Annotated in this window: 15 protein-coding genes; 11 read left to right on the forward strand and 4 right to left on the reverse strand. The window is 43.4% G+C overall.

Going from position 1 to position 15,653, the window contains the following annotated elements:
• The first annotated feature begins 222 nt into the window (after positions 1–222).
• Both ACW6PM_RS10115 and ACW6PM_RS10120 read left to right on the forward strand, forming a co-directional pair.
• A complete protein-coding gene (locus ACW6PM_RS10115; RefSeq protein ID WP_308650717.1) occupies positions 223–1,185 on the forward strand; it encodes a hypothetical protein in 963 nt (320 codons plus the stop codon).
• Between the two features lie 91 nt (positions 1,186–1,276).
• Positions 1,277–2,926 carry a putative manganese-dependent inorganic diphosphatase gene (locus ACW6PM_RS10120; protein WP_308650716.1) on the forward strand — a complete coding sequence of 550 codons (1,650 nt, stop codon included), beginning with the start codon at positions 1,277–1,279 and terminating at the stop codon, positions 2,924–2,926.
• 27 nt (positions 2,927–2,953) lie between these two features.
• Here ACW6PM_RS10120 and ACW6PM_RS10125 read toward each other — a convergent pair whose 3' ends face one another.
• Positions 2,954–3,790 (reverse strand): AraC family transcriptional regulator, encoded by an 837-nt coding sequence (locus ACW6PM_RS10125; protein ID WP_456057086.1) that lies wholly within the window; start codon positions 3,788–3,790, stop codon positions 2,954–2,956.
• A 231-nt stretch (positions 3,791–4,021) separates the two neighbouring features.
• Here ACW6PM_RS10125 and dapF point away from each other — a divergent pair, with 231 nt between their 5' ends.
• From dapF to ACW6PM_RS10145, 4 genes are all read left to right on the forward strand, one after another.
• Positions 4,022–4,879 carry a diaminopimelate epimerase gene (gene dapF / locus ACW6PM_RS10130; protein WP_456057087.1) on the forward strand — a complete coding sequence of 286 codons (858 nt, stop codon included), beginning with the start codon at positions 4,022–4,024 and terminating at the stop codon, positions 4,877–4,879.
• A gap of 107 nt (positions 4,880–4,986) precedes the next feature.
• Positions 4,987–6,459, forward strand: a complete 1,473-nt coding sequence (locus ACW6PM_RS10135) for a UDP-N-acetylmuramoyl-L-alanyl-D-glutamate--2,6-diaminopimelate ligase (RefSeq protein ID WP_456057088.1) — start codon at positions 4,987–4,989, stop codon at positions 6,457–6,459.
• A 97-nt stretch (positions 6,460–6,556) separates the two neighbouring features.
• Positions 6,557–7,441 carry a 4-hydroxy-tetrahydrodipicolinate synthase gene (gene dapA / locus ACW6PM_RS10140; protein ID WP_456057089.1) on the forward strand — a complete coding sequence of 295 codons (885 nt, stop codon included), beginning with the start codon at positions 6,557–6,559 and terminating at the stop codon, positions 7,439–7,441.
• Between the two features lie 46 nt (positions 7,442–7,487).
• Positions 7,488–8,057 carry a flavin reductase family protein gene (locus ACW6PM_RS10145; protein WP_456057090.1) on the forward strand — a complete coding sequence of 190 codons (570 nt, stop codon included), beginning with the start codon at positions 7,488–7,490 and terminating at the stop codon, positions 8,055–8,057.
• A gap of 1 nt (position 8,058) precedes the next feature.
• Here ACW6PM_RS10145 and ACW6PM_RS10150 read toward each other — a convergent pair whose 3' ends face one another.
• Genes ACW6PM_RS10150 through ACW6PM_RS10160 form a run of 3 tightly spaced genes read right to left on the reverse strand, consistent with a single transcriptional unit; the run spans position 8,059 to position 10,647 of the window.
• Positions 8,059–8,574 carry a DUF4364 family protein gene (locus ACW6PM_RS10150; RefSeq protein WP_308656596.1) on the reverse strand — a complete coding sequence of 172 codons (516 nt, stop codon included), beginning with the start codon at positions 8,572–8,574 and terminating at the stop codon, positions 8,059–8,061.
• A gap of 11 nt (positions 8,575–8,585) precedes the next feature.
• Positions 8,586–9,494 carry a TIGR01212 family radical SAM protein gene (locus ACW6PM_RS10155; RefSeq protein WP_456057091.1) on the reverse strand — a complete coding sequence of 303 codons (909 nt, stop codon included), beginning with the start codon at positions 9,492–9,494 and terminating at the stop codon, positions 8,586–8,588.
• A gap of 4 nt (positions 9,495–9,498) precedes the next feature.
• Positions 9,499–10,647, reverse strand: a complete 1,149-nt coding sequence (locus tag ACW6PM_RS10160; protein WP_308668705.1) for an NAD(P)-dependent malic enzyme — start codon at positions 10,645–10,647, stop codon at positions 9,499–9,501.
• A gap of 288 nt (positions 10,648–10,935) precedes the next feature.
• Here ACW6PM_RS10160 and rho point away from each other — a divergent pair, with 288 nt between their 5' ends.
• From rho to prfA, 5 genes are all read left to right on the forward strand, one after another.
• On the forward strand, positions 10,936–12,267 hold the full coding sequence (gene rho / locus ACW6PM_RS10165) for a transcription termination factor Rho (RefSeq protein ID WP_308650719.1): 1,332 nt from the start codon (positions 10,936–10,938) through the stop codon (positions 12,265–12,267).
• Positions 12,268–12,437: 170 nt separating this feature from the next.
• A complete protein-coding gene (gene rpmE / locus ACW6PM_RS10170; protein ID WP_015516145.1) occupies positions 12,438–12,638 on the forward strand; it encodes a 50S ribosomal protein L31 in 201 nt (66 codons plus the stop codon).
• A gap of 70 nt (positions 12,639–12,708) precedes the next feature.
• Positions 12,709–13,683 (forward strand): DUF1385 domain-containing protein, encoded by a 975-nt coding sequence (locus ACW6PM_RS10175; RefSeq protein WP_456057092.1) that lies wholly within the window; start codon positions 12,709–12,711, stop codon positions 13,681–13,683.
• A 20-nt stretch (positions 13,684–13,703) separates the two neighbouring features.
• Complete coding sequence (gene prmC / locus ACW6PM_RS10180; RefSeq protein ID WP_456057093.1) at positions 13,704–14,555, forward strand: peptide chain release factor N(5)-glutamine methyltransferase; 852 nt, start codon at positions 13,704–13,706, stop codon at positions 14,553–14,555.
• On the forward strand, positions 14,548–15,624 hold the full coding sequence (prfA, locus tag ACW6PM_RS10185) for a peptide chain release factor 1 (protein ID WP_308650706.1): 1,077 nt from the start codon (positions 14,548–14,550) through the stop codon (positions 15,622–15,624). Before prmC ends, prfA begins: the two co-directional genes overlap by 8 nt.
• Positions 15,625–15,653: the final 29 nt, after the last annotated feature.

Consider the following 15,653-nt stretch of genomic DNA (forward strand, 5'->3'; position numbering starts at 1 on the left):
TCTTTCTACTGCTGTCAGAAAGAAAGATAACCTTACCATTTTTATATGAAAGAGTAAACCTTTACTGTGCGGGAGTAAATTCCACCACCAAATGTGGTGGTGGAATTTAAAATTTCATTTTTGGATTACCCTATATTTTGTGGTTTTTTATTTACAAATACAATATGTAATGGTACAATATGTATGTTAATGGTATTTAATGGAACCATCGGAGGAATACGAATGTCAGGCATATTTGATAGACGTGCAAAAAGATTTGTATCAACAGAACAAGGGGAGCGGGCAGTACCTTCAAGGACAGTAATGGCATCCCGTGTAGTTAGAGATGATGTGAATCGCAGTGGAAGAATGCAGGAAAAAGAGGATAATATACAAATGGATAAAGATGATTTTTTGTTAACCCAAATTGATGAGTTTCGTGAAAAGGCAAAACGTCTTCAGGAGATGCTCAATACAAAAGAATCTAAAGCAGAGGAGCTTTCAACCATAGTTGAGGAGAGAGAAGCTAAGGCAGAGGAACTGCAGCAGATACTCGACGAGAGACAGGAGAAAGCCGACGGTATCACAGCACAGGTTGCAAAGCAGATTGACGTGCTTATAGAGAGCGTTCATGAAAAGATGGCTGAGATAGAGCAATCTATGAATGCAGGCATGGACAGCTTAGGCCGTCAGGTAAGCTCTGATATGGATAATCTGGGGCGCTCGGTAAATGCCAATATGGACAATCTTGGAAGCTCTATGTCCGGTCAGATTGGTAATCTCGGACAGTCGCTTGGCAGTGAGATATCCGGTATCAGCCAGAATATAGGTCAGAGCCTTGATTTTGGTGACACCTTGGAGCAGACAAGACGTATCACTGAGGAGGGCACGGCCGCAGTTACATCAGCGGTCAATGAGGCAAATGCCCATATGCTGCAATCGCTCACTGAGCTTAATGATCAGCTTGTTTCGATTAAGGCAGAGCTGTCTGATAAGGTACATACAGAGAACGTTAAGTGCTTTAGAAATATTCAGGATCTTTTTAAGGTGATGGGAGACAAGGTAGATACTGTTTCTGAGCTTGAGAAGCAGGTTGGCACAACAAAGACATTTGCAGTTATTTCTACGGTACTTGCAATAATCAATACATTTGGTTTTATTGCAATCGCATTGTATATATTCGGTTTCTTTGGTTCGATTTTTTAATAAATAGTATTGTAATAGGGTGGTGCAATTCTTAGTCTAAGAGTTGCACCATATTTTGACATTTTATAAGGCAGGCAGAGAGGAAAATTACATGGCAAAAAAGATTGTAAGAGTTGTTGGACATAAAAATCCCGATACAGATTCTATTTGTGCGGCAATAGCGTATGCCAATCTTAAATCACAGATAGATGATACAGTGGAATACATACCAATGAGAGCAGGCAGTATTAGTGCGGAGACAGCTTTTGTGCTGGATTATTTCAAGGCTGATACACCTGCGCTTTTGAAGGATGTTGGAACACAGATAAAGGATATACATATCAGAAGGACTGAGGGTGTCAGCAGTAATCTATCCATGAAAAAAGCATGGGAGATGATGAAGATACTCAACGTAGTCACTCTTCCGGTTGTAAATAAGAGGGACAAGCTTGAGGGTCTGATTGTGACAAGTGATATTGCAAAGTCGTATATGGATGTGTATGACAATTCTATTCTGGCAAAGGCAAGAACCCAGTACAGGAATATTATAGAGACACTGGATGGCAAGATAGTCGCAGGCAATGAGCATGGCTATTTTGTGAAAGGAAAGGTTATAGTCGGAGCCGGTACACCTGAAACCTTAAAGGGCAATGTGTGCGAGGATGATATGGTTATCATATCAGACCGTGAGGAGTCACAGCTTATATGTATTGAGGCGAACTGCAGCTGTATTATCGTGACAAGCGGCTTCGATATATCAAAGGATGTGATAAATGCTGCAAACGCCAAGGATGTGGTTGTGATCAGCACACCATACGACACATTTACGGCATCACGTCTTATAAATCAGAGTATGCCTATAAAGTCATTTATGACAAGAGAAAATCTTATTCATTTTGATTTGGATGATTATGTGGATGATGTGCGTGATACAGTTTCAAAAATCCGTCACAGGGATTTCCCGATACTCGACGAAAACCAAAATTATGTCGGCATGTTTTCACGCAGAAATTTGATGAATGCAAGGAAAAAGCAGGTGATACTTGTGGATCATAACGAGACCTCACAGGCAGTTGCCAATATTGATGAAGCTGAGATTCTTGAGATAATCGATCACCACAGAATTGGTTCTCTTGAGACAATTGGACCTGTATATTTCAGAAACCAGCCGCTTGGATGTACCGGAACTATAATCTATCAGATGTATATGGAAAAGGGAGTGGAGGTTACTCCTCAGATGGCGGGACTTATGTGTGCTGCAATACTCTCTGACACACTGGTATTTCGTTCGCCTACATGCACTCAGATTGACAAATCCACAGCGCTTATACTTGCGGAGATTGCTCAGATAGATGTGGATGAGTTTGCCCAGAAAATGTTTGAGGCCGGAAGTAACTTTGCAAACAAGACAGAAGAGGAAATATTAAATCAGGATTTTAAAATATTCCATTCAGGAGACTACACCTTCGGAGTATCACAGATTTCTGCACTCTCCAGAACAGAGCTGGATAAGGTACAGGCGAGAGTGGTGCCTCTGCTTGACAAGATGCAGGTGGAAAAGCAGCTTGATATGCTCTTCGTTATGCTCACGGATATACTTAATGAGTCTACATATCTCATATACAGTGGTGCAGAGGCAGCATCAATAGCAGCTTCGGCATACAATCAGCCACAGAGTAAGGATGGAATTATGCTTAAGGGTGTGGTATCCCGCAAGAAGCAGCTCATACCTGAGCTTATAAATGTGATTAACGAGAGATAATACCCCAGGTTTTATACCGTGAAGCTTTTATTTATGTGTAGGTGTAGAGTTGAATTGCTTGCGGTATGCACGGATAAACGAAGAATAGCTTCCGAAGCCGCAGGCATCGCAGGCGTCAGCCACACTGCTTCCGTCGCGAATCATATCACGAGCGAGCAGCAGGCGCTTTGTTGTGATATATGAGCCTATGGTGCAGCCGGTTTCTTCCTTGAAGGTGTGCATCAGGTGATATCTGCTCACAAAGAATTTATCTGCCAGATCATCAATACTTATATGATTTGTTAAATTCTTATTTAAGAAATCTAAAATCTCTACAATTTTTTTGTTTGACGAAAATGTGTTAATATACTCGATGCCACCATGCAGGGTGATACGATTGAGCTGTATCAGAAACTCTAAAAACAGGAGCTTTTGGTACAGCTCATTTGCATATTCATTGGTTTCTTTAAGCGTAGAATCGAGTCCTTTGATTGTATCAGCCAGACGGCTGCCCTTAGTTGCAGCGAGTCTTAGCACATGTGACTGATTGGCATAGGCCTGCTTGAAACAGCATGCCAGGTCATAGCCCTTACTCACATAATCGTCAATAAGCTGCTGGGAAACATATATGATGATTCTTTCATAAATTGAATCGTCATTTAATATTGGCTTATGTACCTCGCCGGCATTGACAAGCACGATATCATTTTCTTTTAGGTCATAGCTGCGTCCCTCAATGCAGTAGGATACATTGCCGTGCAGATGGATCAGTATTTTGTGGAAATCATGATAGTGGAAATCTATATTTAGCTTGTGCTCATCCCTTAGATGAAATATTTTAAAGGGCTCCGTCAGGTAGCCTGTTTTTGTATAATTTGAATCCATGCTATGCTCCTTTGATAATAAGATGTTACTATTCACAAATATGAATGATAAACAGAGATTAATCTGTATTCCTTTAATCTGTATTAAGTATAATCTAAGCATAATCCATAACAGCACAAAACGCAATATATAACGCACAAAACGCTATAGAAAAACCAGAAAGTGCGATGTATAATATAATAAACGTAGCTATTCAGAACAATATAAAAAACCAATAACGAGGTGACCACTATGAAATTTACAAAAATGCATGGCTGTGGAAATGATTATGTATATGTAAACCTGTTTGAAGAGAAATTAGATGACCCGGCAAGGGCGTCAATATATGTCAGTGACAGACACTTTGGAATAGGCTCAGACGGACTCATCACAATAGGACCGTCCGACAAGGCTGATTTTAGAATGAGAATATATAATGCAGATGGCTCGGAAGCCGAGATGTGCGGAAACGGCATACGCTGCGTGGCAAAATATGTGTATGACCATAAGCTTACTGATAAGACCGAGATATCGGTTGAGACAGGAGCCGGCATCAAGTATCTCACACTATATGTGGAGGAAGGAAAGGTATCACAGGTGCGTGTGGATATGGGGGAGCCTATTCTGACACCGGGGGATATTCCGGTGGTGAAGGCAGACGGAAGTGCTTATGATGATGACTACAGGGTGATAGATGAGCCGATTTCTGTGGGCGAAAGAAAATGGCGCATGACCTGTGTTTCAATGGGAAATCCTCACGCAGTGGTGTTTGTCGATGATGTGGCAGGCTTTGAGCTTGAGAAATATGGTCCGCTTTTTGAGAATCATAAGATGTTTCCGAAGCGCACCAACACTGAGTTTGTAGAGATACTTTCAAGGAATGAAGCAAAAATGCGAGTATGGGAGAGAGGCAGTGCTGAGACCTGGGCCTGCGGTACAGGAACCTGTGCGACAGTCATGGCATGCATACTAAACAAAAAGACTGACAACAAGGTGCTCGTGCATCTAAGAGGCGGAGATCTGACTATTGAGTATATACCTGAAACCAATCATGTGTTTATGACAGGTCCTGCTACAGAGGTGTTCTCGGGAGAAATCGATGTCAGGTAAAGCACGAGTAGTGCGCGGTTTTGCGAATGTGCGTGGGATTCAATAGTTACAACTCTTTAAGAAATAAAATCACAAGAAAATATAATAAAAATATGGGAGAAAAGAAAATGAAGCTTGAAAAATTACTTGAAAGAATTGATTATAAAGTATTAGCAGGAAACACAGATATAGAGATTTCCACACTCGTGTACGATTCGCGCAAGGTGGAGAAGGCATCTGTATTTGTGTGTATATCGGGAGCTGTGTCAGATGCGCATGATTTCATCCCTGATGTGGTGAAAAAGGGTGCAGCCGCTGTGGTTGTCGAAAAAGATGTGACTCCTATCGACGGGGTGACATATATTAAGGTAGATGATACAAGGCTTGCACTTGCCTGCATGTCAGCAGCCTATTTTGATTATCCGGCAGAGAAAATCAAGACTATCGGTATTACAGGTACAAAGGGTAAGACCACAACCACATATATGGTAAAGTCTATTCTTGAGTCAGCCGGCATAAAGACAGGACTTATCGGTACAATAGAGTCCATCTGCGGTGACAGGAAAATCCCGTCAGCAAATACCACACCTGAGTCATACAGAGTTCAGGAGCTGTTTAAGGAGATGGTGGATGAAGGACTCGATGCGGTCGTTATGGAGGTGTCATCACAGGCACTCATGCTTCACAGAGTATCGGGCTTTACCTTTGATATCGGTGTATTTACAAACCTTGAGCCTGACCATATCGGGGAGCATGAGCACAAGGATTTCGCAGATTACATGCATTGCAAGAGCCTTTTGTTCAGACAGTGTAAGCTTGGTATCTTTAACGGAGATGATGAGCACTTAGAGGGCATCATGAAGGGGCACACATGTCAGGTGGAGACCTATGGCTACAAGTCCACAAACAATCTGGTGGCAGAAAATGTCGAGCTTAAAAAGGAGCATGGAGCACTCGGTGTGAAATACCATGTATCAGGACTTCTCGATTTTGATGTGGAGGTCAATGTGCCGGGCAAATTCTCAGTGTACAATTCACTCACAGCCATTGCCATCTGCCATCATTTCAATGTGGATAAAAAGGCAATCGAGGAGGCTCTTCATCATGTGAGCGTAAAGGGCAGAATAGAGATTGTTCCTGTAACAAAGAGATATACCCTTATGATTGATTATGCGCATAATGCAATGGCACTTGAGAGCCTTCTGACCACTCTTAAGGAGTATGAGCCGGGCAGACTTGTATGCCTGTTTGGCTGTGGCGGAAACAGGGCAAAGTCACGCCGTTATGAGATGGGAGAGGTATCATCAAAGCTTGCGGATCTGACTGTTGTCACATCCGATAACCCAAGAGATGAGGAGCCTATGGATATCATCAATGATATTTTACAGGGAGTGCACAAGGCAGATGGAGAGTATGTGACAATTCCTGACCGTAAGGAGGCCATCAGATACTGCATGGAGAATGCCAAGGATGGTGATATCATAGTGCTTGCAGGAAAGGGCCATGAGGATTATCAGGAGATAAAGGGTGTAAAGCATCACATGGATGAGAGAGAATTAATTGCTGATATAATAAAAGAAAATCCTGATATCAGGCTCTAATGTTTTAGTATAGGTTAAATAGTTTAGTATAAAATATTTCAGTATTAAATAGTTCGGTGTAATGGTTCAGTACAAATAGTGTATTTGGGAGGTATATATGTCTCTGTTTAAGGGCGCCGGAGTAGCGCTAATTACTCCTTTCAATGAGGATAACAGTGTAAACTATGAAATGCTTAGGACGCTGGTGAAAAGGCAGATAGACGGTGGAACTGATGCAATCATTGTGTGTGGCACCACAGGTGAGCCTGCCACCATGACAGAGGAAGAAAAGCTTTCAGTAATAAAATGTGTGGTCGATGAGACCGCCGGACGGATTCCTGTAATAGCGGGAACAGGTGCTAACTGCACACAAAATGTGATAGATTTCTCACAGAAGGCAGAAAAGCTTGGTGTAGATGGTCTGCTCGTTGTCACTCCATACTACAATAAAGCCACACAGAATGGTCTTTATGCGCACTATGCAGCGATAGCAGGCTCGGTTGGGCTTCCGATCATCATGTATAACGTACCTTCGCGCACGGGCTGCAATATACTGCCGCAGACTGCTGCAAGGCTTGGCAGGGACTTTGAAAATATCGTGGGAATCAAGGAAGCAAGCGGTAATATATCGCAGGTTGCAAGGCTTAAAAAGCTGGCAGGAGATGATCTTGATATCTATTCCGGAAATGATGACCAGGTCATCCCGATACTCTCACTCGGTGGAGTCGGTGTGATATCAGTGCTGTCCAATGTAATGCCGGCTGCAGTGCATGATATGGTAATGGAATACCTTGATGGAAATATTAAATCAGCACTTGATATCCAGCTTAAATACCTGGATTTTATAGAGGCGCTGTTTTGCGAGGTGAATCCGATTCCGGTAAAGGCTGCTATGAAGCTTTTGGGATATGATGTGGGAGGACTTCGTCTGCCGCTCACGGAGCTTGAGGAAGCAAATAAGGTGCGTCTTAAAGAATGCATGGAAAACCTAAAAGAAAATTAGTGGATATAAAAGGATATTAAAGAAAAATTAAAGGATAAATTAACATATGGGAAAACAAAATTGGAAGCCGGGCAATATGCTAAACCCGGTGCCGGCTGTGATGGTAAGTGTCACTGACAAGGCAGGAAATAACAATATAATAACAGTGGCATGGGCGGGGACGGTGTGCACCAATCCGCCTATGCTTTCAATATCTGTAAGGCCTGAGCGCTTTTCTTATAACATGATTAAAGAAACCGGAGAGTTTGTGGTGAATCTGACCACTGAGGCGCTGATTAAAGCCTGTGACTACTGTGGAGTGAAGAGTGGCAGGGATGTAGACAAATTTAAAGAGCTGCACCTGACACCGCTTGCGATGCAGCATGTGTCAGCAGTCGGAATATCGGAAAGTCCGGTAAATATTGAGTGCAGGGTAAGAAGGTGTGAGGAGCTCGGAAGCCATACAATGTTTATAGCAGATGTTGTCGGTGTAACAGTGGACGATAAATACATGGACGAGACCGGGAAGTTTCATATCAATGATACCGGTCTTGTGATGTACTCACACGGAGAGTATTTTGGCTTTGGAGATAAGCTCGGCAGCTTCGGCTACTCTGTAAGAAAAAACAAAAAATAATTTATCGAAGCAGCATATCCATGAGGTATGCGTACACATCCTCGTTCTGATTCTTCCAGTTGCTGCATATGGCCTCAGCCTGCTCCTTTGTGCCGACTGAGAGAGTCAGGTCGATGATAGTTGTGCTCTCCGAGCGCACCTGACAGCGTACTGCATACTTGTGGTCGGTTGTCCTGTAATAGTCGGCAAGAATAGAGTTTTCCTGTCTGAACTCGAGCTTGTTGTCAGTAAAGAAGCTCTTTACATCAGACTCGATACCATCGGTAATCTTGTCCTTGAAGAAACCAAGCGTCTCTTTTCCGGCGGCAGTCAGAGTGTACTGCGTATTGGAATGAGTAGACTCAAAATTAATTAAATCAGCATTTACTAAATCACCGATGACCTCCTGTACACGGAAGTAGTCGGTGTATTCTTTTTCCAAAAAGAAATTGGAAATCTGGGTGTTTGACAGCGGAAACCCCGCTTTATCAAGCATGTATAAAATTGTCAGCTTATATATGGTAAATGGCTCGGCCATAATTTTCTCCTTTAAAACAAGTTTAATCGTCCCTGATATGTGTCCCGGGCTTCAAATCTCTTATTGATTGTGTTTAGAACCCGTTTTTTATCTGTGCTCCAAAGCGGTGCAACAAGTAAAGAGCGTGGTCCGTCACCGGTCATGCGGTGGATAACCATGTCCTTTGGCAGTCTTTCTATACAGTCTACCACAAAGTCACAGTATTCATCCAGCGTAAAAAGCTCAAATGGCTTTTTACTGTAAATATCAGCCAGTGGTGTGCCCCTTAGTACGTGAAGCAGCTGCAGCTTAACACCGAAAATACCGCTTTTGGCAACAAAATCAACTGATTCAAGCATCATGTCCCGTGTCTCATGAGGAAGCCCCAGTATGAGGTGTGCAATGACCTTTATCCCACGGCGACTAAGCTCATCAGTCACAGCTATGAAATCATCAACGCAGGTATGGGTATTCATGGCATCAAGAGTGCACTGATGGATGGTCTGAAGCCCCAGCTCTACCCAGACCGGCTTTATGCGGTTTAATTCTGAGAGCAGCTCATATATTTCAGCAGAAAAACAGTCAGTTCTTGTACCGATGGACAGCACAGCGACAGATGGATCTTCTATTGCCTCATAAAATATGCGCCGTAAGTAATCTACGGGCGCATATGTGTTGGTAAAAGCCTGAAAATATGCGATAAAGTGTTCACAGCTGCTCTTTGAAGCCACTTTTTCTTTGGCGGCAGAAAGCTGCTCCTTTATTGAAAGGCTTCGGTCTGCCGCAAAATCACCGGAGCCACCGGCGCTGCAGTACAGGCATCCAAGCGATGAGAGAAAGCCGTCACGGTTTGGACAGGTCATGCCTCCATCTAAAGAGAGCTTGTAGAGCTTTTCGCCGAAGGTATCGCGGCAGTATTGGTTGAGTGAATAGTATCGCATTAGATTAGATATGTGACTTTACAGCCTCGCTGACAACAGCGGCAACACGAGGATCAAATGCCTCAGGCATAATAAAATCATCATTTAATTCTTCGTCTGAAACAAGGCCGGCCAATGCTTCTGCAGCAGCAAGCTTCATTTCCTCGGTAATCTGTGTAGCACGTCCCTCTAGAGCGCCCTTGAAGATTCCAGGGAAAGCAACCACGTTGTTTATCTGGTTAGGAAAATCACTTCTTCCGGTTCCGACCACTCTGGCACCTGCAGCCTTTGCCACATCAGGCATAATCTCAGGAACAGGATTTGCCATGGCAAAAAGAATAGCATCCTTATTCATGGAAGAAACCATCTCTGCTGTGACGATATTTGGAGCAGAAACACCAACGAATATGTCAGCACCCTTTAAAGCGTCTGCAAGAGTACCCTGTGCATTTTCAAGGTTTGTAACCTCTGTCATTTTCTGCTGCATCCAGTTGAGATTTGGGTAGTCCTTTCCTATGATGCCTAAACGGTCACACATGGTCACATGTGTAAAGCCGTATGTCAGAAGAAGCTTTGTGATAGCAACACCTGCTGAGCCTGCACCGTTTACAACGACCTTACAGTCCTCTTTCTTTTTGCCGGTCAGGCGGAGTGAGTTGATGATACCTGCGAGCACGACGATGGCAGTTCCGTGCTGGTCATCGTGGAATACAGGAATATCGAGCATCTCTTTAAGTCTCTCCTCAATCTCAAAGCAGCGCGGAGCGGAGATATCCTCTAAGTTAATTCCGCCGAAGCCCGGTGCGATATTTTTGACTGCGGTAATAATCTCCTCAGTGTCCTGTGTGTCAAGGCAGATAGGAACTGCGTTTACGTTGCCGAACTCCTTGAAAAGTACGCATTTGCCCTCCATAACAGGCATGGCAGCGTAAGGTCCGATATTTCCGAGACCGAGCACAGCACTACCGTCTGATACTACGGCAACAGTATTTGCCTTCCAGGTGTATTTGTATGCAGCCTCCTTATCCTCGGCTATGACCTTACAAGGCTCAGCAACACCCGGAGTGTATGCGATTGCCAGATCCTCCCTCGAATTAACCTTTGATTTGGCGATGGTTTCGAGCTTTCCGTTCCACTCTTCGTGGCATTTCAGTGCTTTTTCTTTATTATCCATGGTAATTCTCCCTCTAAAAATTCTTTTGATTAATCATAACATTGCAGGTAATTTAAATCAAGTAACTATGGAGATAACCATTTATATTAAAAAATAATGATAAAAAAGAAGAATTTGCTTTATATTTTTGACGAAATGATGTATAATCTATAATTAATGATTCAAAAGTCAATTCAGGCGTTATTTCCCAATAGCTACACAGATATATTAGTATAATTATAGTTTTAATGTGATGTGAATTGAATAAATTACTGTTATCAAATTTAAGGAGAAGACGAAATGGAACAGATGAGAGAAAAATATGAAAGTTTGTCGGCATTTGTGCTTAAGGATCTGGCGAAGGCAAGAGGACTTAAGGGTATTTCATCGCTGAAAAAGGGTCAGATTATTGAAAGAATGCTCGAGGAGGACGCAAAAGAGGCTGAGGAGGCTGAGAAAAACGGTACAGCTGAGGAACGCGCCAACTCTTTTAAAGATGACTATGCAGCACTTGACAGTGGAGAGGAGGCAGAAGGCATACTTGAGGTAATGCCTGAGGGCTTTGGCTTTATCCGCTGTGATAATTATATGCCGGGAGATCACGATATCTATGTGGCACCTGCGCAGATACGCCGATTCAATTTAAAGACCGGTGATATCGTAAAGGGTAATATGAAGGTGAAATCAGAGCGTGAGAAGTTCCAGGCGCTTTTATATCTGACTACTGTCAACGGATATACACCGGATGTAGCACAGAAGCGTACGAGCTTTGAGGATCTTGTACCTATATTCCCAAATGAGAGACTGCGTCTCGAGAGACCTGGCGCCAGTGTTGCGATGAGAGTTGTAGATCTCATCTCTCCAATAGGAAAGGGACAGCGAGGCATGATTGTTTCACAGCCTAAGGCCGGAAAGACCACATTACTTAAAGAGGTTGCAAAGTCTGTAACTGTAAACAATCCTGAGATGCATCTTATTATTCTTCTTATTGACGAGAGACCGGAGGAGGTCACAGATATCAAGGAGGCTATAGAGGGAGATAATGTCGAGGTTATCTACTCTACATTTGATGAGCTTCCGGAGCATCATAAGAGAGTGTCAGAGATGGTAATAGAGAGAGCAAAGCGTCTTGTAGAGCATGGTAATGATGTCATGATACTCCTCGACAGCATAACAAGGCTTGCAAGAGCTTACAATGTGACAGTTCCACCATCAGGTCGTACACTTTCAGGAGGACTTGATCCTGTAGCTCTTCATATGCCAAAGAGATTTTTCGGTGCAGCCCGTAATATGAGAAACGGAGGCAGCCTGACAATTCTTGCCACTGCTCTTGTTGATACAGGAAGCAAGATGGATGATGTGGTATTTGAGGAGTTCAAGGGAACAGGAAACATGGAGCTTGTGCTCGACAGAAAGCTTTCAGAGAAGAGAATCTTCCCTGCTATAGATATAGTAAAATCAGGTACAAGGCGTGAGGACCTGCTTCTGGATGATGATGAGCAGGCAGCAGTCGACAATATGCGTAAAGCCTTCAACGGCATGCGTTCTGATGAGGCTGTTGAGAACGTACTCAACATGTTTGCACACACAAAGAGCAACAAGGAATTTGTTAATCTTGTAAAGAAAAACAGAATTTTATAAAAATGTCTTGCAATTGACAGATTCATGTGCTACAATAACTAAGCTGTTTATCGGGATGTAAACGGACGCAACGTGTCGCTCTTGCAGCAAGTATCATATGCGGATCGGGCATACGGGTATAAAGAGTGAAGCTATAGAAATACGATAAGAATATAAAAGAGGTGAAAATCATGAGAGAAGGAATCCATCCAGATTATTATCAGGCAACTGTTACATGTAACTGTGGTAACACATTCGTTACAGGATCTACAAAGCCGGAGATCCACGTAGAGATTTGCTCAAAGTGCCATCCATTCTACACAGGTCAGCAGAAAGCTAACCAGGCTCGTGGACGTATTGAGCAGTTCAATAAGAAATATGGTATGAAATAGAATCATATAGTTACTTGAAAGGTTGAGGTTGCAATATACCTCAACCTTTTTTGGAATATAGAGAGGTTTTATGAAGTATTCAGGTATTGGCGGTCAGGCTGTCATGGAAGGCGTAATGATGCAGAATAAGGACACATACGCCGTAGCGGTGAGGAAGCCTGACCATGAGATAGATGTCAAGGTGTCAAAGCGCAAGAATTCAAAGACACTTGATACAGTTAGAAAGATTCCTATTTTAAGAGGTGTGGTAAGCTTTGTCGATTCACTTTATCTGGGCATGAGCACACTGATGTATTCAGCGTCTTTTTTCGAGGATGAGGATGATGAAAGCGCATCTTCTTCAAAGAAAAAGGATAAGGAAGAGTCTCTTACAGAGGAAGAAAAAGCAAAAAAGGCTGCCAAAGAAAAGAAGCAGGAGAATGCCATGCTTGGAGGTACAGTGGTACTGTCAATTGTCATAGCGCTCGCGCTGTTTTTTGCACTGCCGTACTTTCTTTCAGGGCTCTTTAAAAAGGTAATAAGCTCACAGCTGCTCATAGCGTTCATAGAGGGTGTTATCAGATTGGCAATATTTTTGGGATATATAGCAATCATATCGCTTACACCTGACATTAAGCGCACATTTATGTATCACGGCTCTGAGCATAAATGCATAAACTGCATTGAGCACGGGTTTCCTCTTACAGTGGAAAATGTGAGAAAAAGCTCAAAGCATCACAAGCGCTGCGGCACAAGCTTTTTACTTATAGTAATGCTCATAAGCATACTGTTTTTCATGTTTATCCGCGTGGATTCAAAGCCGCTGCAGTTGTTGTTACGACTTGTGCTTATTCCTGTAATCGCAGGAGTGTCTTATGAGTTTATCAGACTTGCGGGCAGATATGACAACTCGGTTGTAAACCTGCTTAGTGTTCCGGGGCTTTTAATGCAGCGTATGACGACAAAGGAGCCGGATGATGAAATGATTGAGGTGGGCATCGCATCAGTTGAGGCAGTGTTTGACTGGAAGAAATGGCAGAAGCAAAACAATGTGTGCGCACATTGACCACCGGATAGAAGGTATATATGACATATAGAGAAGCAATTTTACTTGGGGAAAGCATATTACAAAAAGCAAATATAGTTGACGCAAAAAATGATGCATGGCTGCTTTTGGCTATGGCATGCAGGATAGATCACACATATTACTATGTGCATATGGATGAGGAAATGTCGCAGGAGCAGATAAGGGAATATCAGGCACTTTTGAGCAAGCGCGCTGAGCGTATACCACTCCAGTACATAGTCGGAGAGCAGGAGTTTATGGGACTTAAATTCCGTGTGAACAGCAATGTGCTCATACCGCGTCAGGACACAGAGACTCTTGTGGAGGAGGCACTCAAGGTGATAGAGCCTGGGATGAGAGTGCTTGATATGTGTACCGGAAGCGGATGCATAATTATAAGCATCTTAAAGAACACGACCAATGTGGACGGTGCAGCTTGTGATATTTCAAAGCAGGCGCTCAATGTGGCAAAGGAAAACGCAAGGCTCAACGGCGTATTTGTTGATTTCGAGAGAAGTGACCTGTTTGAGCATGTCGATGAGATGTATGATGTGATAGTATCCAACCCACCATATATAAGAAGCAATGAGATACCGCATCTGATGCCGGAGGTGTCAGTGTTTGAGCCGCATGAGGCCCTTGACGGCTCAGAGGATGGGCTTTTGTTTTACAGGCGCATCATAAAGGACTGCAGGGCAAATCTAAAGCCGCAGGGCAGGCTGCTTTTTGAGATAGGCTGCGACCAGGGCAGACAGGTGTCAGATATGATGCAGTTTGCAGGTTTTAGCGATGTACATGTGATAAAGGACCTGGCGGGAAACGACAGGGTAGTATCGGGAGTGTATGACAGCAAGGAGGAAAAACATGTTTGATAAGTTAGAAGATCTTATACACCATTATGAGGAGCTGATGAATCTGCTCAGCGAGCCGGATGTGGCAAATGATGCAAACAGATTTAAAAAGCTTATGAAGGAGCAGAGTGACCTTGCTCCAATAGTTGAGACATATAAGAAATATAAAGAGTGCAAGCAGAATATCGAGGATTCACTGGCTATTTTGGACGAGGAATCAGATGAAGAGATGAGAGAGCTTGCAAAGGAAGAGCTTAAGGATTCAAAGGAGCAGGTGGAGGAGCTTGAGAAAGAGCTTAAAATACTTCTTCTGCCAAAGGACCCTAACGATGACAAGAACGTAATCGTTGAAATCCGTGCCGGTGCAGGTGGAGAGGAAGCAGCTCTTTTTGCAGCGGAAATCTATCGTATGTATGTGCACTACGCAGAGAACAGAGGCTGGAAGGTGGAGACACTTGATGCCGATGAGACAGGAATCGGCGGCATGAAGTCGGTCGAGTTCATGGTAAAGGGCTCCGGTGCATACTCTATCCTAAAGTACGAGTCGGGCGTACACCGTGTGCAGCGTGTGCCTGAGACAGAGTCACAGGGTCGTATCCAGACCTCTACATGCTCAGTAGCAGTGATGCCTGAGGCAGAGGATGTGGATATCAAGATTGATGACAAGGATATCCGAATCGACGTAATGCGTGCTTCAGGAAACGGTGGACAGTGTGTCAATACAACTGATTCAGCTGTTAGACTGACACATTACCCAACAGGTATTGTCATCTACAGCCAGACTGAGAAGTCACAGATACAGAACAAGGAAAAGGCTTTTGCACTCCTTCGTACAAAGCTCTATGACATGGAGCTTCAGAAGAAGCAGGATGCCGAGGCTGAGGAGAGACGAAGCCAGATCGGTACAGGAGACCGCGCCGAGAAGATTCGTACTTACAACTTCCCACAGGGACGTGTGACAGATCACAGAATCAATCTGACACTCTATAAGCTTGACAAGATCCTTAACGGAGATATTCAGGAGATAATTGATGCCTGTATCGCAGCCGACCAGGCGAAGAAGTTAAGCAACATGGAACATGATGCATAAAATACATGACATAAAAGAGTCTGAGAAAA

The sequence above is a fragment of the Agathobacter sp. genome, assembly GCF_977054825.1.